The sequence below is a fragment of the Pseudomonas sp. R37(2017) genome, assembly GCF_002113375.1.
Taxonomy (GTDB): domain Bacteria; phylum Pseudomonadota; class Gammaproteobacteria; order Pseudomonadales; family Pseudomonadaceae; genus Aquipseudomonas.
Genome location: NZ_NEHO01000013.1, coordinates 111,704 through 130,160, shown reverse-complemented (window position 1 = coordinate 130,160; position 18,457 = coordinate 111,704). Strand labels below are relative to the sequence as shown.

The window sequence follows — 18,457 nt, the reverse complement described above, 5'->3', positions numbered from 1 at the left end:
TTGCATTTCATGGGAGGAGCATTCAAATGAGGGGAGGGCGCGCATCTGCTGGCAGAACGCGGCGCTCTTGAGTCCATCGCGAGCGTGCTCGCTCCTACAGGGTAATGGGCTCGACTGTAGGAGCGAGCAAGCTCGCGATGGTCGTTAACGATAACGCGGGTCAGCGAGCCCTGTTTCAGAGGCGGGTGTCGGTACGAACATGCCGGTTTTGACATTGCTCATGGATACCAGGGTTTTGAAGCGTTTCACATTGTTGTTCTCGAAGAACAACTGGCGGGTGAGCTGAGTGTATTGCTCCATGTTCTTTACCAGCATGATCAGTACAAAGTCACACTCGCCTGCGACGTAGTAGCACTGCTGGACCTGAGGGCAATCGAGGAAGGCTTTCTTCATTTCATCGAGCAAATCCAGTCGCTCATTTTCGACTTCCACCTCGGTGATCACCGTCAGCGTGTAGCCCAGGAGCTCTGCATTGACCTTGGCAACGGTCCCCTGAATGACGCCCTCGGCGGACATCTTCTTCAGGCGCCTGTTCACCGCGGCCGAGGAGAGATTGACCCTCTCCCCCAAGTCGAGCTGTGAGGTGCTCGCATCCCGTTGGACGGCGCTCAGTAACGCCATGTCGAAGTGATCCAGGTTCATGGGAAGTCCTGTAAGAAAATGAAGAAAGGCCGGATGAATACGCAATGAAATTTCATATTCCAGCTGAAAATCAAGTTTTTCATACGGGTCGAGCGAATAAAATTCCTCCATCAACTAAATATGTGCGCTGAGCCTGGCTGCTCGCCGTGGAGGAAGGTCTGATGAACGCGGGTAAGGAATTGCAACTCAACGGCTTGCTGTTAATTGAGCAGATCCAGGCACTCGGACAGCTTGGGGCCGACGCTGAAAACGGCGGGAGAACCCGAATCGCCCTGACAGACGCAGAAAAGGCTGGCCGCGACCAGGTGGTCGATTGGATGCGTGACCTCGACCTGGACGTTCAGGTTGACCGCATCGGTAATATTTTCGGCACTCTGCGCTCGCCAAATGACCCTGGCGATCAGCGCCCGCTCATGATGGGGTCGCACATCGACACCGTCACCAACGCCGGTGCCCTTGATGGTTGCTATGGGGTTCTGGCGGGCCTGGCGGTGATTCGGGCGTTCCGTGATGCGGGCGTCTTGCCGCAACGTTCGATCACGGTGGCGGCGTTTACCAACGAAGAGGGGGTCAGGTATCAGCCCGACATGATGGGCTCGCTCGTCCACGCCGGCGGCATGCCGCTGGAAGAAGCGCTGGACTCCATCGGTACCGACGGTACGCGCTTGGGCGACGAACTCGAGCGCATCGGTTACGCAGGCCCGCTTGAGCCAGGCGCAATCGCTCCCCACGAGTACATCGAGCTTCATATTGAACAGGGGCCGATCCTCGAGGCCGAGGGCAAGTCGATTGGTGTCGTCGAGAATCTGCAGGGGATTTCCTGGCAGCAGGTCGAGATCAAAGGCAATGCCAACCATGCAGGTACCACGCCGACGCGTCTGCGCCACGACGCGGGTTTTGTCGCCAGCGCCATCGTTACAGCGCTGCGGGCGATTGCCGTCGAAACGGGCTCGACACTCGCGACGGTCGGCTGCATGAAATTAGAGCCGAACGTGATCAACGTCATCCCGCGCAAAGCCACCCTGACGGTCGACCTGCGCGATCCCGATGAAGCGAAACTGGTCAACGCAGAAAATCGACTCAGCCAATACCTTGGCGAGATTGCCGAGCGAGAAGGGGTGAGCATTACCACTGAGCGCCTGGTGCGTTTCCAGCCGGTGAATTTTGACGCCAGCCTGGCCGATGAGATCGAGGCTTCTGCACAGCGATTGGGTTTGAGCAGCCGGCGCATGACGTCGGGTGCGGGTCACGATGCGCAGATGATTGCCCGCATCGCGCCGGCTGCAATGATCTTTGTACCCAGCCGTGGCGGCATCAGTCATAACCCCCGTGAACATACCGACGACGATCAACTGATCCAGGGCGCTCGGGTATTGCTCGACGTCGTGAGTCGCCGCCTCGGCGCTTCCTGATTTCCATTGTTTATCCCGATCCGCCGAGGTCCATTCCCGGCGGCAAGGGCTTGCTGTTGTCTGCAGAAAGGAGTGTCCAATGTTTATCGTTAACCCCAAGGCGAGTCGCCAGCCGTATCCGCCATCCCTGCAATCGGTCATGAGCATCGCCCAGGCCAATGAGAGCCGCCAATGGCTGTCCCGGTGGTCGGGACTGAATGCCGGAGCCACCCCGCTGTACTCTTTGCCTGACCTGGCCGAGGAACTGGGAGTCGCGCGGATCCTGGTCAAAGACGAGTCTGTGCGTTCGCAGTTGGGCAGCTTCAAAGCCCTTGGCGCTCCCATCGCACTGGTTCGCCTGATCCTGCGTACCTTCCCCGAGCAACAATTCCACCCCCATGGATTGCTGGAGGGCAAGTACGCCGATGCCCTGGCGGACTTCACCGTCATCAGCGCAACCGACGGCAACCACGGCAAAGGCCTGGCCGCCGCGGCTCAAAGCATTGGTTGCCAGTGCGTCATCGTTTTGCATGCCAATGTCAGCGTCGAGCGTGAACAAGCCATCGCGGCCTATGGTGCGAGGATCGTGCGGATCACTGGCAATTATGACGAGTCGGTCGAGCACGCGGCTTCGCTGGCCACGGCTAATGACTGGATTGTCGTCTCCGACACCTCTTACGAGGGTTATGAAGTCATTCCCCGTGATGTCATGCAGGGTTACGGCACGATTGCGGCGGAAATCATTGAGGCGACAACTGGCAATAGCGCCACACCTGCTTTTACTCATGTCTTCCTGCAGGGCGGCGTAGGCGGTCTTGCCGCTGGAATCGCAAGCTACCTGTGGGAGCAATACGGCGAACAGCGGCCCACGTTTGTCATGGTGGAGCCGCGTCAGGCTGACTGCCTGTACCAGAGCGCACTGCTCGGAAAACCGGCAAAGGCCACAGGCTCGGTGGACTCGGTCATGGCCGGCCTGGCCTGCGGTGAAACCTCTCCTTTGGCCTGGCGCTTCCTCGAATCCAGCGTCGATTTCTTCATGACCATCGAGGACGACGAGGCCGTCGCTGCCATGCGCCGCCTAGCCGCGGGCAGTGCCCGGGATATTCCCTTGGTGGCGGGTGAGTCCAGTGTCGCAGGGCTGGCGGGGCTCGCCCGTCTGGTCAAGGAAACAGGCGTGGCCGCTGAAATGGGGATCGACGCCAACGCCCGTGTCCTGTTCATCAGCACCGAAGGCGCCACCGCGCCAGGTGTCTACGCAGAGCTCCTGGGCGAGTCCGATGCATCGGTCCTGGGTCGTCAGAAGGCCTGGCTGCCTGGCGTCTGAACCGGCATGCCATAACTCCCAAGGGCTGCGCGATACAGCCTTTGGGCTGCTCCACAGAAAAAAAACAATCGGAGATTCCATGAATAAAATAAAACGAGACATCAGCCCCTGGTCGCTGATGTTGACCGGTCTCGGCTCCATTATCGGTTCAGGCTGGCTCTTCGGCGCCTGGCATGCTTCGGCGATTGCCGGGCCGGCTGCGATTTTTGCCTGGGTCATAGGCGCGGTGGTCGTACTGGCGATTGCCCTGACCTACGCGGAAATGGGCGCCATGTTCCCGGAGTCCGGTGGCATGGTGCGTTACGCCCGGTATTCACACGGATCGCTGGTCGGCTTCCTCGCGGCCTGGGCCAACTGGATCTCCATCGTATCGGTCATTCCCATCGAAGCGATTGCTTCGGTCCAGTACATGGCTTCCTGGCCTTTTCCCTGGGCCAGGGCGCTGGCGTACCAGGGTGAGCTGACGACCACCGGCCTGGCAGGCAGTGCAGCGTTGGTGATGGTGTACTTCGCGCTCAACTACTGGGGCGTGAAGCTCTTCGTGAAAACCAATACGGCAATCACGGTGTTCAAACTGGTGGTGCCCGCCCTGACGGCAGTGGCGCTGATGTCGACCAGTTTCAACACGGAAAACTTCGGTGATGGCTCACTTTCCAGCTTTGCGCCTTACGGCTGGTCAGCGGTCTTCACGGCCGTGGCCGCCAGCGGGATCGTGTTCAGCTACAACGGCTTCCAGAGCCCGGTGAGCCTGGCGGGTGAGGCGCGCAATCCCGGTCGCAGTATCCCGATCGCTTTGATAGGGTCGGTGGTGATCGCGCTGATCATTTACGTATTGCTGCAAATCGCCTTTATCGGCGCTGTGAGCCCGCAAAGTATCGCCGCCGGTTGGCATAACCTTCACTTCGATTCGCCTCTGGCACAGCTTGCCCTGGCACTGAACCTGAACTGGCTGGCCATGCTGCTTTACCTGGATGCGTTTGTAAGCCCGTCGGGTACAGGGTCGATCTATACCGCGACCACGGCACGCATGATCTACGCCATGGAGAAGAACAACACGCTTCCCAGGATCTTCGGCAACCTCCACCCACTGTATGGCGTGCCTCGCCAGGCCATGTGGCTGAACCTGGCAGTGAGCTTTGTCTTCCTTTTCTTCTTCCGTGGCTGGGGGACGCTGGCGGCCGTGATCTCGGTTGCCGTGATCATTTCGTTCCTGACCGGCCCCATCAGCCTGATGTCCTTGCGCATCCATGCGGCCGACGTCCGTCGCCCTCTACGACTCAAGGGCATGGCCATCGTCGCACCCTTCGCCTTCATCTGTGCGTCGCTGGTGTTGTACTGGGCTCGTTGGCCATTGACCGGCCAGGTCATTGTCCTGGTGATCGGTGCGCTGCCCATCTATTTCTACTATCAGGCGAAAAGCGGCTGGTCGAGGTTCGCGCAGGAGTTTCGCGCAGCGCTCTGGCTGATCGGCTACCTGCCAGCGATGGCGCTCATTTCGTGGGTCGGTAGCGAGACTTTTGGCGGCATCGGCATCCTGCCCGAGGGTGTGGACATGGCCGTGGTTGCAGTGGTCGCCTTCATCTTCTACCGAATGGGCGTGCGCAGTGGCTACCGAACACCCTACCTGGGCGAAAGCGTTGTATGGCAGAGCGCCGAACCTGCCGAGCCCGATTCCACACCCGTCGCCGTCCCTGGCCACCTCAAAGGAGCAATGAACCGTGATCGATAAACCCGGTTTCGAACAACGTCTGACGCAATGGCGCCATGCCTTTCACCGCCACCCGGAAACCGGATTCGAGGAATTCGATACCTCGGATGAAGTCGCCAGGATTCTCGAAAGTCTTGGCCTGGAGGTCCATCGAGGGATTGGTGGCACCGGTCTGGTGGCGAGCCTGACGGTCGGCGATGGCCAAGGCGTGATCGGGCTGCGTGCCGACATGGATGCGCTGGACATCACCGAACAGGCCCATGGACGGCATCATGCTTCCTGCAGGCCCGGCAAAATGCATGCGTGCGGCCATGACGGGCACATGGCCATGGTCCTGGGGGCGGCGCACTTGCTTTGCGAGCAACGCAACTTCAACGGTACCGTGCGATTCATTTTCCAGCCTGCGGAGGAGCATGGTCGCGGCGCGAAGGCGATGATGTCTGACGGTCTGTTCGAGCGTTTCCCGGTCGATGCCATTTATGGCGCGCACAACATGCCGGGTATGCCCGCCGGTCACATTGCCACGGCGGCAGGCCCCATCATGGCCAGCGAAGATAACTTCGTCATCCGTATCCGGGGTAAGGGCACGCATGCCGCTCGACCGCACATGGGGATTGACCCCATGGTGATCGGTGCCGAAATCGTTCTGGCCTTGCAGACCATTGTTTCGCGAAACGTAGACCCTGGTTTGCCGGCGGTGATTTCATGCACCGAGTTCATGACCGACGGCATCCGCAATGCGATTGCGAGCAATGTCACGATCAAGGGGGACACCCGGAGTTACAGCCCTGATGTTCAGTGCTTGCTCGAGACGCGTATGCGGGATATCAGTGAAGGCATCTGTCGCATGCATGGCGCGGTTTGCGAGTTCGAGTACACCCACGAGTTTGCACCCACGGTGAATTGGGCCGCCAACACCCGGATCGCCATTGCCGCGGCACGAAATGTCGTGGGTGAACAAGCCGTCGACCCTGAAGTGTCGCCGATGATGATCTCGGAGGATTTCGGCGCTTTCATTCAGAAGGTGCCGGGCAATTTCGTGTTCATCGGCAATGGATCGCAAGGGCAGGAGGGGGCGACCCCGCTGCACAACGCCGGATATGACTTCAACGACGCGATCCTGCCCATCGGGGCGCGCTATTTTTCGGAGGTCGTCCGCCTGAGTTTACCTGCGTAGTTCGACCCTCGAACGATGGGGCCTGCGTCCACGAATGCGCAGGCCCCGTTGTTGTGTCCGGTCGGTATGGCGAAATGAACGACAGCCCATGTCGGGCTTCAAGCCACCGACATCCTGGCAGTGAGGTTCTGCTGCATGTAGTCGAGGAATCGGCGCTGGAACAGCATGGTGTGTTCATGGGCCGCCGCTTCGGCAGCATCGGCATTGCGCGCGGCGATGGCCTCGATCATTTCATCGTGGTCGCGCCCCAGCCGATGGGTGCTGGCCGTGCTGACGATGTGGTCGAAGTGCAGGTGCAACAGACGCTGACCTTCACCCAACAGGCGTTCGTAGTAATTGATGAAGTAAGGGTTGCGCCCGGCATGGGCGATGGCCATGTGGAACGCCTTGTTCAATTCGGACATGGCCTGAAAGTCCCCACTGGTCACCGCCTGGAGGTAAGCAGCGTCTGCCTTGCGGATGGCCTCGAGGTCTTCCGGGCGGTGCTGGGTCGCTGCAAGACGGGTGACGGCACGCTGAATCAGATCCAGGGCGGAGATGTAGTTCGGGAATTCCTCGATCTCGAACGGAGTGACCAGTGTGGTGCGATTGGGAAGAATCACCACCAGGCCTTCAGTGATCAGGCGGGCCAGGGCATCGCGCACTGGCGAGCGGGACAGGCCGAACTGTGCGGCAAGCGAAACTTCATCGAGTTGCTCGCCGGGCTTGAGTTTGAGGGTCAGTATCTGTTTACGCAGCTCTTCGTAAATGTAGCGACCGCTGTGGCGACGAGCGCCGCTTTCTTTCTCGTTATCTTTTGCCATCATCAGGTCTCGGTTGGTCTGGTCCGTATCATACAGCTCAGCCCCTCTTTTATTGCAGTCGTGGCCGACTGTGTAACCGGCAGCATGGGGCGGGGATCGCTATTACGTCAAACTTTGCTGCAACCGAGTGCGCCGCGCCCGGAATCGCTCCGGGCACGGTGCAAGGGAGGTCACTGGCGCAAACCCGCACCCCAGGTATCGCTGAGCATGAACCCGGCCGCCAGCGGATCGTCCGGGTCGATGCCTATCTGCTGCAACCCGTACAGCCAGGCCCGGCCCGTGACCCGAGGCAACACCGCCGGCCGGCCAGCGACTTCGGCGTGGCCGAGCAGGTCGACCTGGAACTGCCCGCCAATGGTCGAACGTGACACCAGACGATCACCCGGCTGCACCAGGCCTCGGACCGCGAGGGTCGCGAGGTTGGCCGAGCTGCCAGTCCCGCATGGCGAACGGTCGACCCGGCCGGGAGGCAGGGTAGTACAGGTCTGGTAGGTGCGATCATCCAGGCGATTGCGGAACATCACGTAGGCCACTTCGTTGACCGACGGCAGCAACGGGTGCTGGATATTCAACTGGCTGTTGATCACGTCCTTGAGTGCAACACCGGCATCGGCCAACGCGCGGGCATTTTCCGGGGCAATCGACAGACCGGTCTGCTCCACGTCGATCAGTGCGTAATACACGCCACCAAAAGCCACATCGACCTTGAGCGTGCCAAACGCCTCGGTCTCTATCGCCAGATCCAGGTGTTCGACGAATGCCGGCACCATGTCCAGTGACACGCTCAGGCAGCGTCCGTCCGCGCACTGGGCGCGGGTGGTGACCAGGCCGGCCGGGGTGTCGAGCACCACGGTGGTTTCGGGCTCCTGCATCGGTACCATGCCCAGTTCAAGCAGGGCGGTGACGACGCAGATGCAGTTGCTGCCGGACATCGGGTGCGCCTTGTCCGCCTGCAGCACGATGAAGCCGGCGTGCGCTTCGGGACGCGTGGGCGGCAACAGCAGGTTGACCGACATCTGCAGGCAGCCGCGGGGTTCCAGGGTCACCAGGCGGCGCAGGCTGTCGTCGACCTCGTTGATGTAGTTCATCTTGTCCAACATGGTCGCGCCGGGGATGCCCAGCACACCGCCGGTGATCACCTTGCCGATCTCGCCCTCGCAGTGCACCTCAGCCAATTGCAGGGTCTGTTTCCAACGCATGGGTGTTACCTCACTTGATGTACCAGCCCCAGGGCTGCTCGCTGTTGTAGCGGGTGATCTGCTTGGTTTCCAGGTAGTTGTTCAGGCCCCATTCACCCAGTTCGCGACCGATCCCGCTCTGCTTGTAACCGCCCCATGGGGCTTCGGTAAAGGTCGGCTGCGAGCAGTTGATCCAGACGATACCCGCGCGGAATTTACGCGCAACGCGGTCGCAGCGCTCAAGGTCGGCCGACATGACCGCCGCACCCAGGCCGAAGCGTGAGTTGTTGGCCGATTTTACGGCTTCTTCTTCAGTATCGAACGGACGGATGCAGACCACAGGGCCGAAGATTTCTTCATTCCAGATCCAGCTGTCTTCCGGTACGTCGGCAAACACCGTCGGTTGCAGATAGAAGCCTTTGTCCAGGTGTGCCGGGCGCTCGCCACCCGAGACCAGGCGGGCACCTTCCTCCAGGCCACGGGAGATGGCACGCAGGGTGCCGTCGTACTGGTTGCGGTTGACCAGCGGGCCGAGCAGTACGCCTTCTTCCATGCCATTGCCGATCTTGATCTTGCGCGCTTCCTCGGCCAGACGAGCCAGCAGGGGTTCATACGCCGAACGTTCTACCAAAACTCTCGAAGTGGCCGAGCAAACTTCGCCCTTGTTCCAGAAAATCCCGAACATGATCCACTCGATGGCGGCTTCGAGATCGCTGTCGGCGAAGATCACGAAGGGCGATTTGCCGCCCAGTTCCAGGGTGACATTTTTGATGTCCTGTGCGGCGGCCTGCATGATGCGGCTGCCCACCGGCACGCTGCCAGTGAAGGCCAGTTTGTCCACGCCCGGGTGTGCCGTCAGAGCCGCGCCAACGACGGAGCCAGGTCCGGTGACGATGTTCAGCACGCCGGCCGGCAGGCCGGCCTCATCGGCAATGCGCGCCAGCTCCAGGGCGGTCAGGGAGGTTTGCTCGGCAGGCTTGAGGATGATGCAGCAGCCGGCGGCCAGCGCCGGGGCGATCTTCCACGAAGCCATCAGCATCGGGAAGTTCCAGGGCACGATGGCCCCTGCGACACCGATCGGCTCCTTGCGCGCCAGGGAACTGAAGCGGTCATCGGCCAGCGCAACGGCTTTCTCGCGCTTCTCATCCAGTTCTTCGGCCAGGTTGGCGTAGAAATCGAAGCAGCCTGCGGTGTCGCCAATGTCCCACATCGCTTCCGGGAACGGCTTGCCGTTATCGCGCACTTCAAGGGTTGCCAGCTCTTCCTGGCGGGCGCGGATGCCATCGGCGATCTTGCGCAGGTACGCGCCACGCTCGGCACCGCTCAGGCGTGGCCAAGGACCCTCGTCAAAGGCGGCGCGGGCAGCTTTTACGGCGGCGTCGATGTCTTCGGCCGTTCCGGACGCTACCGTGGCGATCAGGCTTTCGTCACTCGGGTCGAAGGACTCGAAAGTACCGCCGTTGACGGGGGTGACCCACTGGCCGTTGATATAGAACTGGTCGTAGCGGTTCATGCGTTTCCTCCAAGGACGGCGAAGCGTCGGGCACTGAATGGGGACAGGTTCTGGGTCGGGGTACGCTGGGCGGCGAGTTCGCTGACCAGACGGCCGGTGGTGGCGCCCAGGGTGAGACCGAGCTGGCCGTGACCGAAGGCCAGGAGGGTGTTCTTCAGCCGGGGCGAACGGTCGATCACCGGTTTGGTGTCGGGCAGGAAGGGGCGGTAACCGACGCCGAATTCCATGCCCTGGGTATTGAGTTGCGGCAGCACGCGGCGGGCTTTTTCCATGATGATTTCGGCGCGCTTGAAGTTCGGTTCGGCATTGGGACCGGCGAACTCGATGGTGCCGCCGATCTGCAGGCCGCGGGTCATTGGGGCGAAGCAGAAGCCACCGTCGGCATAAATGACCGAATGACGGATTTCAACGCCGGGTTGTGGCAGTACGGCCTGGTAACCCGCGATACCGGCCAGCGGGATGTTCACGCCGAGCGCATCGAAGAAGGGGCGCGAGCCAGTGCCGGCGGCAACCACCAGCAGGTCCGCCGACACGCGCGCGCCGTCGGCCAGGGTCACGCCGGTTGCCTTGTCGTGGCTTTCGTCGATCTTCAACACACGCTGGCGCACTCGCTTGCCGCCCTGGGCGATGAAGCTTTCGGTCAGGGCGGCGATAAAACCTTCGGTGTCGTTCACCGCGCGCCAGTCAGGGAACATCAGGCCATGCTGGAACTTGCCGGCCAGGGCCGGCTCGAGGTCGGCGATTGCAGCGCCATCCAACTCTTCGGAGCGAAAGCCCAGTTGCTTGCGCAACTCCAGATGTGGCCGCTCATGGGCCAGGCCGGCAGGGGAGTCGAATACCTCCAGGATTGGCCGGTCGCCGAGCAGGGTCTTGTCCGGGCAGGCGTCGAGCAGCGGGGCATAATCTTCGTAGACGTGCTGGGTCAGGCGCGCCATGTCCTGGGCGATCTCATTGATCTTCGACGGTCGCGCACAGGCCAGGAAGCGCATGAACCACGGCAGGATCCCCGGCAGTGCGCTGGGGCGCAGGGCCAAGGGGCCTTTTTGATCGAGCAGCCAGCCAGGGATCTTCATCAGGATGCCGGGCTTGGACAGCGGGATGACCTCGCTCACCGCCATCTGACCGCAGCTCCACTTGGCGGTACTGTCGCCTGGGGCAGCGGGGTCGATGAGCGTGACCCGGTGGCCGTCGCGCTGCAGGTACAGCGCGCAGCACACGCCGACGATGCCGCCGCCGATGACCACAGCCTGTTGCGATGACGTTTGCGGGTTGTTCATGGTTGCGATGCTCAATAAATAGGTAGACGGGATGAGGCGCGAATGTGGGAGGGCAGACTCATGGAGCCGCGCCCCCCACTACAAGGTACTCCGAAGAGCTACCGTGTCAGGCCTGCGATGCTTCGAATACCTTGCGGAATTCGGCTTTCTCGTCATCGGTCAGTGGCAGCAGTGGTGCGCGCGCATTGCCGACCTTGAAGCCCGCCAGCTCGGCGCCGTACTTGACCTTCTGCACGAACTTGCCGCTTTCCAGGTTGGCCATGGCCGGGAAAAGGCTGCGCATCACTTCCTGGGCACCATGGATATCACCACTGGTGAAGGCGCGATGGAAGGCCACGACCTTCTCCGGGAAGATGTTGGCCGGGCCGCAGATCCAGCTGTTGGCACCCCACAGGTAGAAGTCCAGCGCCTGGTCGTCCGAGCCACAGGACAGCTGGATGCCTTTGTACTTCTCACCGATCTCGATGGCGCGCAGCAGGTTGCCGCTGCTTTCCTTGATACCGATGACGCGCGGGTGGTCGTTGAGCGCGGCGATCACGTCCATGCCCACTTCGACGTTGGTGCGGATCGGGTAGTTGTAGAGCACCACGTTGATCTCGGGGAAGGTCTCGAGAATGGTGTTGTAGTGGGCCAGCAACTCTTCCTGGGAAGGCAGGGCATAGTAGGGCGGGGCGATCAGCAGGTTGGTGTAGCCGGCGTCGACGGTCTGCTTGATCTGCTCCAGCACTTCACGGGTGCACGAACCGTTGGCACCGGCGATCAGGGTACCGCGCTCGCCAACCACTTCCTTGACGGTCGCCAGGATCTGGCGGCGTTCGTCGTTGGCCAGTGCGTAGTATTCGCCGGTCGAGCCCAGCGGCACGAAACCGCTGACGCCGGCGGCCAGTTGATGCTCGAGGATCGAGGCCAGGGTGTCGTGATCGACCTTGCCAGCGGCGTCGAACGGGGTGACCAGTGCGGGAAGAATGCCTTTCAATTGCATGATGTAGTCTCCGAGGGGTGGTGTGGATTCAGTACGCGTAGCGGCGCAGCAGGCGCCCTTCAACCACGCCGACCAGACGGGTCAGTGGGAAGGCCACGAGGAAGTAGATGACCGCGACCGCCGAGAGGAACTCGACCGGGCGTGCGGTGCTGTTGGAAATGTTTTGGCCGACGAACATCAGGTCGGCGACCCCGACCGAGGAGATCAGTGCGCTCTCCTTGAACAGGCTGACCACGTTCGACAGCAGTGGCGGCACAGCCCGCAGCAGGGCCTGCGGGAACACTACATAGAGCACCTTGACCCGTGGGGTCAGGCCCAGTGCCGTGCAGGCGTCGTGCTGCTCACTGGCGATGGACTTGAGTGCGCCGCGGAAGGTTTCGCTGGTGATTGCCGCCATGTACAGGGTCAGGGCAATCAGTACCGAGACGTACGGCGGGATGTCCAGGCCAAACACCACCGGGAAGCAGAAGAACACCCAGAACAGCTGGATCAGCAGCGGCGTGCCGCGGAAGAACTCCACGTACAGCGTCAGGGGCAGGCGCAGCAGCGGGGTCCTGACCTGGCGCAGCAGGCTGACCACGAAGCCGAACAGGCTGCCGAGCACGGCGCAGATTCCGGTGAACGCCAGGGTCAGGGCCAGGCCTTTGAGCAGCACCGGCCAGTAGTTCAGAACAACCGAGAAATCGAGTGGCATGGCTATCTCCTCAGCGTTGGCCGGCCAGGTCCTGACGGCGTTCGAACCACTGCACCAGCTGCGCGATCGGCAGCGACAGGGCGAAGTAGATCAGGGCGATCAGGGTGTAGGTTTCCAGCGGGCGGTAGGCTTCGGTGGCCAGGCTCTTGCCCACGTACATCAGGTCGGCGACCGCCACGATGGCGACCAGCGCGCTCTGTTGCAGGGTGCCGATGCCGTTGGTGATCAGCACCGGCAGAGCGCTGCGCAACGACTGCGGCAACACCACGTACAGGGTCCGCTGCCAGGGTTTGAGGCCCAGTGCAACACAGGCATCCAGGTGCTCGCGCGGTACCGCCTGGACGCCGGCGCGGTACGCTTCGGCGTTGAACGCGGTGAGGTTCAGGCCCAGCGCCAGGAAGCCCATGGCGATCGGATCGATGAACACGTTGAACAGCATCGGCACGCAGTAGAAGAACCAGACGATCTGCAGCAACGCCGGGGTGCAGCGGAAGAACTCTATGAACAACTGCGCCGGCCAGCGGATGAAGAACCAGCGGCTCAGGGTCATCAGGCACAGTACGAAGCCGCAGGTCAGGCCGATCAGGTTGGACACCAGAGCCAGCTCCAGCGTGACCTTGAGCCCGTCGAACAACGCCGGCAGGGTGCCGCTCAGAAAGTGAAAATCAAATTGGTAGTTCATTGCCTTGCCCTCAATCCAGGTGCAGAACCTTTTCCAGGAAATCGCGGGTCCGCGGTTCGCGCGGGCAAGTGAACAGTTGCTCCGGATGACCCTGCTCGACGACCTTGCCGTTGGCACAGAACACCACGCGGGTGGCGATGTGGCGGGCGAAGTGCATGTCGTGGGTGACAATGACCATGGCCATTTTCTGTTCCGCCAGCTGCAGCATCACGTTCTGCACTTCGATGACCATTTCCGGGTCGAGGGCCGAGGTGACTTCATCGAACAGCATCAGACGCGGTTCGAGCATCAGGGCCCGGGCGATCGCCACGCGCTGTTTCTGTCCGCCGGAGAGCTGGCTGGGGTAGGCGTGCAGCTTGCTTTCCAGGCCCAGGCGGGCGAGATAGGCGCGGGCCTTTTCGGTGGCCTCGTCCTTGCTCAGGCCATGCACCTTGACCGGTGCGAGGATCAGGTTGCCCAGTACCGACAGGTGCGGGAACAGGGTGTAGTGCTGGAACACCATGCCGATCTGTTTGTGCAGGGTTTCGTCCTGGGGTTTGCCTTGCTTGCGGCTGCCATCGATGTAGGGCTTGCCTTGAAACGCGATGGTGCCGCCCTGGATACCTTCCAGTCCCATCAGCACGCGCAGAAGCGAGCTTTTGCCGCTGCCGGACGGGCCGATGATGACCAGGCGGTCGTCGGCGCGCATGTCCAGGTTCATCTTGTCCATCACCACCAGTTGCTCGCCATAGGCCTTGCGCACGTCGCGCAGCTGGATGAAATCGCCGCCGTTGGCGGAATCCGGGATGAGCGAAGCCTGTGGCTGGGCAGCCACCAAATGAGGGGTGTTCATTACAGTCGTCTCCGCGAGGGCGTCCAGTGCAGGTGCCCTCGGCATATCAGCAGGGGTTACTGAGCGCTTTTGCCCGCGTTGATCTCGGTGGACGCCTTGTCCACCAGTTTGTCGATCTCACCGGACTCGCGGCGCTGGGTCAGGTAGACGTTGAGCACCGCCAGGTCGGCAGCGGAGATGTCGCGCGGTACGGCAAAAGAGACGCCTTGCTTGGCCAGGGCAGGCTTTGGCAGCACTTCCCGGGTCCAGTCGTTGGCGAGGGCGAACAGGTGGTTGGTGTCGTTGGCATCGGCGAGCACGTCGGCACGGCGCGACATCAGGGCCATGCGAGTCTCGTCGGAGCCTGGCAGGCGCATCAGCGTGGCGTTCTTGACGACAGTGGAAACCGCCTTGTCGGCGGCAGTACCGGAAATCACCGCGATGGTCACGCCCGGCTTGTCGTAATCGGCGAGGCTGTTACCGGCGCCGTTGAACTTGGGGTTTTCCTTATTGACCAGCAAGGAGATCTGGTAGTCGGTGGCCGGCACCGAGAAGGCCACCGCCAGGGCACGCTCCGGCGTCTGGTTGAGGGCCATGGCCATGTCCCACTTGCCGCTCTGCAGGCCGGCAACCTGGTTGTCCCAGCTGGTGTCGACGAACTGCGCCTTGACCTTGAGTACCTTCTCGGCGAAGTCGCGGCACAGGTCGACGAAGTAACCGCTGTACTGCCCGGAAGCGGCGTCGCGCATGACATAAGGCGCTGCAACGGCAGCGCCACAGCGCAGCACGCCGGCCTTCTGGATGGTTTGCCAGTTTTGCACGTCAGCCTGGGCGGGAGTCTGGGTCAGCAAGGCTACCGCTGCGGTGAGGCAGGCGATCCGAGTACATGCACTGCGAGAAAGGGAACGAGCCATCTTGAATCTCTCCGGTAATTTATTTTTGTAGGCAGAAGAGCAGAAAAAACGATCAATGAACCGTTATGGATGCTGCGTTGTGTGCAGCAATGTATTCAGACTATTCCCCGCTCCCGACTTCTGTCAACACACCGACGGAATTACTTTTTCATGAGCAGACGGACGCTCATCCACCTAAGTGGGTGAGTTGCTTTTCAGGTGAGGAGGGTGGCGATCCGAAGCAGGCGCGGCGGATGTGACCGGCTTCGCATCTACAGCGGCATGAATGGCTGTTGACAGCAACTGGCAGATTTTCTATGTTGAATACAACATTGCATGCAACAACACATGCAGTGCGGTGTTTTACCTTTCTGCCAAATAAAAACATATCAGCGAGGTCAAAATGGCTCTTCCTGTCTCGTCCTATAAAGCTCTTGTCATGGGTGCCAGTCTCTGTGGCGCCTTGCTGACCCAATCCGCTGCCCAGGCCGCTGAAACCTCAGTCTGGCAAGACGTGCAAAAAGCCGGCGTGCTGCGCTGTGGCGCTGCCGTTGCAGCGCCTTATGTGATGCGTGATGCCAAATCCGGTGACTACAGCGGCTACTTCGTCGATCTGTGCCGAGATTTCGGCGAGAGGGTGCTCAAGGTCAAGGTGACCTTCGTCGATACCAACTGGGACAACCTCGTGGCTGGATTGCAGAGCAACAAGTGGGACATGGCCATGGCCCTCAACCAGACACCGGAGCGCGCGCTGGCCGTCGCTTTCACCGTGCCCGCGACGGACTATCAGGTGTCGCTGCTGGTGAACAAGGAAAACCCCAAGTTCGCTGAGGTGAAGGACGATATTGCCGCGCTCGACAAGCCAGACGTCACCTATGCCGTCATGTCGGGCACCGCGCAGGACAAGGCCATCTCGTCGGTGGTTCACAACGGCAAGATCATGCGCCTGCCGGGAATGGACGAAGCCCGCCTGGCGGTCATGTCCAAGCGCGCCGATATCCTGGTCGACGCCAGCGATACCAACCACTTGTTTGCCCTTGCCAATCCGGACTGGACCCGCGAAATCCTGCCCAAGCCAGCATTGGCCAAGCAGGGTGTTTCGTTTGGCGTGCGCAGGGACATCTCGGCGGCGGATCTGCAAGTGCTGAATATTTACCTGACGCAACGTCGGGACACGGGTGAAATCCAGCAGTTGGTCGACAAAGCGTCGCTCGCGGCCAACGCCACGAAGTAGGGATTCGCAGCCTGGCATGCCGCCTGTTTCAGTGAAGCGGACGGCATCTCTAATCTCGATAAAGGAAGGTGATCACCGATGAGTGACTGCACACGCCCCCTGGCCGGGCAGATCGTACTGGTAACGGGGGGCTCTGGTGGTATCGGCGCTGCAATCGTTGAACAGCTTGCCGCCGAAGGGGCCCGCCCGCTGATCCATTACAGCCGTGATGTGCATGGCGCACAGCGTTTACTGGATCGCATTGACGGCCAAGGCTGGATCGTTCAAGGCGATTTGAGTGAGGACACCGGGCCGGAGCAGCTGTGGCAAGCTGCCCTGGAACTGGCGGGGGGACGCATCCATGGCCTGGTCAACAACGCCGGTATCCGTACCGAAGTGCCGCTGGAAGCACCCGCTGCGCAATGGCGTGCCGCCTGGCGTCGTGAGTTCCAGGTGAACTTCTTCGCTGCCGCCGACCTGTGTCGCGAAGCCGTCGCGCATTTCCGTGCCAATGGCGGTGGACGCATCATCAACATGGCAAGCCGTGCCGCCCAACGTGGGTATGCGGCTGACGCTTTGCCCTACGGATCAAGCAAGGCAGCATTGATCAACCTCACCAAGTCCCTGGCTCGCAGCGTGGCGGGCGAGGGCGTGGTCGCAGTGGCGATTGCGCCGGGCTGGGTCCGCACAGACATGGCCGAGCAGTTTGTCGCTCAGCATGGGGAGGCAGCGGCAGTGGCTGATATACCCACTGGGCGCATGGCCAGTCCTTGCGAAATCGCCGAACTGGTCGCGTTCACCCTGCGACCCTCCCAGGCGTCCCTCAACGGCGCAACACTGGACGTCAATGGTGGCAGTTACATTCGATAGCAGATTGCTCTGAATGTCGCCCAGGCCGACTTTTGCCCGTCCCCCAAAACAACCTTGAATCGACCCTTCTTGCCTATCGCTGCCTGTGGAGCGAACCCTGCGGGGATTAATAAAACAGATTCAATAATGTAGTGATTTTGAGTTAACCAACGCCTGGCGTTCACTTCGTATAGTCCAGCCACACGCCGGCTGACCTCCCATCGAAGGCGCATGAAAATAAAAGGTGGAGTTAACGATGAACACTTACAAAATTGCAGTGGTTCCAGGTGATGGTATCGGCGTGGAAGTGATCGACGCCGGCACTCAAGTGCTCAAGGTGCTGGCCGAGCGTTCAGGCACCTTTGCCCTGGACTTCAAGCACTTTGACTGGAACTCCGACAACTTCCTCAAGAACGGCCACTACATCCCAGCAGGTGGCCTGGAGGAACTCAAGACCTTCGACTCGATATTCTTCGGGGCCGTAGGGGCACTCGATGTGCCGGACCACATTTCACTCTGGGGCCTGCGCCTGCCGATCTGCCAAGGCTTTGACCAGTACGCCAACGTGCGTCCGGCTCGTGTGTTGCCAGGGGTGAAGAGCCCGCTGCACAACGGTCACGAGATTGACTGGGTGGTCGTCCGGGAAAACTCCGAAGGCGAGTACTCCGGTAACGGTGGCCGGGTGCACCGTGGCCTGCCGGAAGAGGTGGCCACCGAGGTGTCGGTGTTCACCCGCGCCGGTGTCGAGCGCATCCACCGCTTCGCCTTCGAGCTGGCGCGTACTCGGCCGCGCAAGCACCTGACCCTGGTCACCAAGTCCAATGCACAACGTCATGGCATGGTGCTGTGGGACGAGATTTTCCACGAGGTGGCAAAGGATTTTCCTGACGTCAGAATCGACAAGGAACTGGTCGATGCCGTGACCACCCGCATGGTGCTCAAACCGTCGACCCTGGATGTGATCGTGGCCACCAACCTGCACGCCGACATCCTCTCCGACCTGGCGGCAGCGCTGTCGGGCAGCCTGGGCATTGCGCCCACCGCCAACCTCAACCCGAGCAAGAAATTCCCATCGATGTTCGAACCCATTCACGGTTCTGCTTTCGACATCACCGGTAAAGGCGTGGCCAATCCCGTCGCGACCTTCTGGAGCGCCGCGATGATGCTCGAACACCTGGGCGAGGTGCAGGCCTCACGTCAGTTGATGTCGGCCATCGAAGCCGTGACCGAGGCCGGAGTACACACCCCTGACCTGGGTGGCACGGCCACTACCCGCGAGGTGACCGATGCAGTGATTGCGCTGATCAGGCGCTGAGCATT

The 18,457-nt window shown here is 61.2% G+C and carries 17 protein-coding genes; 7 read left to right on the top strand and 10 right to left on the bottom strand.

The window, feature by feature from the left end:
- Positions 1 to 144 precede the first annotated feature (144 nt).
- A complete protein-coding gene (locus CAG47_RS20300; protein ID WP_085726737.1) occupies positions 145 to 642 on the bottom strand; it encodes an Lrp/AsnC family transcriptional regulator in 498 nt (165 codons plus the stop codon).
- 161 nt (positions 643 to 803) lie between these two features.
- Here CAG47_RS20300 and CAG47_RS20295 point away from each other — a divergent pair, with 161 nt between their 5' ends.
- The 4 genes from CAG47_RS20295 (at position 804) to CAG47_RS20280 (ending at position 6,242) form a co-directional block, all read left to right on the top strand.
- The gene (locus tag CAG47_RS20295; protein ID WP_085726675.1) at positions 804 to 2,054 is read left to right on the top strand and encodes a Zn-dependent hydrolase; all 1,251 of its coding nucleotides are present in this window, start codon (positions 804 to 806) and stop codon (positions 2,052 to 2,054) included.
- Positions 2,055 to 2,133: 79 nt separating this feature from the next.
- Positions 2,134 to 3,357, top strand: a complete 1,224-nt coding sequence (locus CAG47_RS20290; RefSeq protein ID WP_085726672.1) for a diaminopropionate ammonia-lyase — start codon at positions 2,134 to 2,136, stop codon at positions 3,355 to 3,357.
- 79 nt (positions 3,358 to 3,436) lie between these two features.
- Positions 3,437 to 5,086 (top strand): APC family permease, encoded by a 1,650-nt coding sequence (locus tag CAG47_RS20285; RefSeq protein WP_085726670.1) that lies wholly within the window; start codon positions 3,437 to 3,439, stop codon positions 5,084 to 5,086.
- Positions 5,076 to 6,242 (top strand): M20 aminoacylase family protein, encoded by a 1,167-nt coding sequence (locus tag CAG47_RS20280; RefSeq protein WP_085726668.1) that lies wholly within the window; start codon positions 5,076 to 5,078, stop codon positions 6,240 to 6,242. The genes CAG47_RS20285 and CAG47_RS20280 overlap by 11 nt, the downstream gene beginning before the upstream one ends.
- A 98-nt stretch (positions 6,243 to 6,340) precedes the next feature.
- Here CAG47_RS20280 and CAG47_RS20275 read toward each other — a convergent pair whose 3' ends face one another.
- From CAG47_RS20275 to CAG47_RS20235, 9 genes are all read right to left on the bottom strand, one after another.
- On the bottom strand, positions 6,341 to 7,048 hold the full coding sequence (locus CAG47_RS20275) for a GntR family transcriptional regulator (RefSeq protein ID WP_085726665.1): 708 nt from the start codon (positions 7,046 to 7,048) through the stop codon (positions 6,341 to 6,343).
- A 167-nt stretch (positions 7,049 to 7,215) separates the two neighbouring features.
- On the bottom strand, positions 7,216 to 8,244 hold the full coding sequence (locus CAG47_RS20270) for a proline racemase family protein (protein ID WP_085726663.1): 1,029 nt from the start codon (positions 8,242 to 8,244) through the stop codon (positions 7,216 to 7,218).
- 10 nt (positions 8,245 to 8,254) lie between these two features.
- Positions 8,255 to 9,736 carry an aldehyde dehydrogenase family protein gene (locus CAG47_RS20265; RefSeq protein ID WP_085726661.1) on the bottom strand — a complete coding sequence of 494 codons (1,482 nt, stop codon included), beginning with the start codon at positions 9,734 to 9,736 and terminating at the stop codon, positions 8,255 to 8,257.
- The gene (locus CAG47_RS20260; RefSeq protein ID WP_085726659.1) at positions 9,733 to 11,013 is read right to left on the bottom strand and encodes an FAD-binding oxidoreductase; all 1,281 of its coding nucleotides are present in this window, start codon (positions 11,011 to 11,013) and stop codon (positions 9,733 to 9,735) included. Before CAG47_RS20260 ends, CAG47_RS20265 begins: the two co-directional genes overlap by 4 nt.
- Before the next feature lie 106 nt (positions 11,014 to 11,119).
- On the bottom strand, positions 11,120 to 11,995 hold the full coding sequence (locus tag CAG47_RS20255; protein ID WP_085726657.1) for a dihydrodipicolinate synthase family protein: 876 nt from the start codon (positions 11,993 to 11,995) through the stop codon (positions 11,120 to 11,122).
- A gap of 28 nt (positions 11,996 to 12,023) precedes the next feature.
- On the bottom strand, positions 12,024 to 12,689 hold the full coding sequence (locus tag CAG47_RS20250) for an amino acid ABC transporter permease (protein ID WP_085726655.1): 666 nt from the start codon (positions 12,687 to 12,689) through the stop codon (positions 12,024 to 12,026).
- A gap of 10 nt (positions 12,690 to 12,699) precedes the next feature.
- The gene (locus CAG47_RS20245; protein WP_085726653.1) at positions 12,700 to 13,371 is read right to left on the bottom strand and encodes an amino acid ABC transporter permease; all 672 of its coding nucleotides are present in this window, start codon (positions 13,369 to 13,371) and stop codon (positions 12,700 to 12,702) included.
- Between the two features lie 10 nt (positions 13,372 to 13,381).
- The gene (locus CAG47_RS20240; RefSeq protein WP_085726651.1) at positions 13,382 to 14,203 is read right to left on the bottom strand and encodes an amino acid ABC transporter ATP-binding protein; all 822 of its coding nucleotides are present in this window, start codon (positions 14,201 to 14,203) and stop codon (positions 13,382 to 13,384) included.
- A gap of 56 nt (positions 14,204 to 14,259) precedes the next feature.
- On the bottom strand, positions 14,260 to 15,096 hold the full coding sequence (locus tag CAG47_RS20235) for a transporter substrate-binding domain-containing protein (RefSeq protein ID WP_085726649.1): 837 nt from the start codon (positions 15,094 to 15,096) through the stop codon (positions 14,260 to 14,262).
- 382 nt (positions 15,097 to 15,478) lie between these two features.
- Here CAG47_RS20235 and CAG47_RS20230 point away from each other — a divergent pair, with 382 nt between their 5' ends.
- From CAG47_RS20230 to CAG47_RS20220, 3 genes are all read left to right on the top strand, one after another.
- Positions 15,479 to 16,309, top strand: coding sequence for a transporter substrate-binding domain-containing protein (locus tag CAG47_RS20230; RefSeq protein WP_085726647.1), 831 nt, complete (start codon positions 15,479 to 15,481; stop codon positions 16,307 to 16,309).
- Positions 16,310 to 16,387: 78 nt separating this feature from the next.
- Positions 16,388 to 17,158, top strand: a complete 771-nt coding sequence (locus tag CAG47_RS20225) for an SDR family NAD(P)-dependent oxidoreductase (RefSeq protein WP_085726645.1) — start codon at positions 16,388 to 16,390, stop codon at positions 17,156 to 17,158.
- 235 nt (positions 17,159 to 17,393) lie between these two features.
- A complete protein-coding gene (locus CAG47_RS20220; protein WP_085726643.1) occupies positions 17,394 to 18,452 on the top strand; it encodes a tartrate dehydrogenase in 1,059 nt (352 codons plus the stop codon).
- Positions 18,453 to 18,457 lie beyond the last annotated feature (5 nt).